Annotated in this window: 1 protein-coding gene and 1 pseudogene; both read left to right on the top strand. The window is 47.1% G+C overall.

Annotated features, from left to right (window positions below; translation table 11 throughout):
• A partial coding sequence (gene istB / locus R7093_RS25090) for an IS21-like element ISVch3 family helper ATPase IstB (protein WP_318147000.1) occupies positions 1 to 489 on the top strand: 489 nt, incomplete at its 5' end.
• 71 nt (positions 490 to 560) lie between these two features.
• Positions 561 to 771: pseudogene (locus R7093_RS25085) on the top strand (IS110 family transposase); the annotation flags it as partial.

Here is a 771-nt window from a genome sequence, read left to right as displayed (position 1 = left end):
CAGATAAGCGAACTTCTAACGGGTGGCTATCTGCACAAGCACCAGAACATCTTGATCACAGGCCCAACAGGGGCAGGTAAAACGTATCTTGGCTGCGCACTTGCAACCAGCGCCTGCGACCAACAACAAACGGTCAGATACTACCGATTAACTCGCTTGCTTGATGATCTGACCGCAGGTCGTCTGGATGGTAGCTATCAAAAGCAACTTCAATCGTTGGCTAAGAAAGCTCTACTGATCCTCGACGACTGGGGGATGGAAAAACTGACTCAAGAGCATGCTGGTCACTTGTTAGAAGTACTTGAAGATCGTTACCAAAACAGCAGCACAATCATCATCAGCCAGTTACCAGTAAAAGAATGGTACAACATGATCGGCAACGCCACCGTCGCTGACGCTCTAATGGATCGGCTGGTACACAATAGTCATCGAATAGAACTGGGAGGTGAGTCAATGAGAAAACTGGCGCAATCCGATCACTTAGAGTAAAAATAGGAAGAGAGAAAAACGGCAGGATCAGGTGATCGGAATAAACCGAAACGAGCGATCGCAATCACCGAAATACGCACTTTGTTTCACCGAAAACTGAACAAGCACAATTAGGAGTAGTTATTCGCAGGATTAGAACAGGCTATATTCGAGAGCGAACGGCAACGATGAACCGTATTGGTTCTATCCTTACTGAGTTTGGCTTCAGCTTTCCACGCGGGCATGCGAATATGAAGCGTCTTTTTCAATGGTTGGCAGATACAGGGCAGCCAGTTCCTTCTT

This window comes from Vibrio sp. 1580 (assembly GCF_033340055.1).
This window is presented reverse-complemented; position numbering and strand designations above follow the sequence as displayed.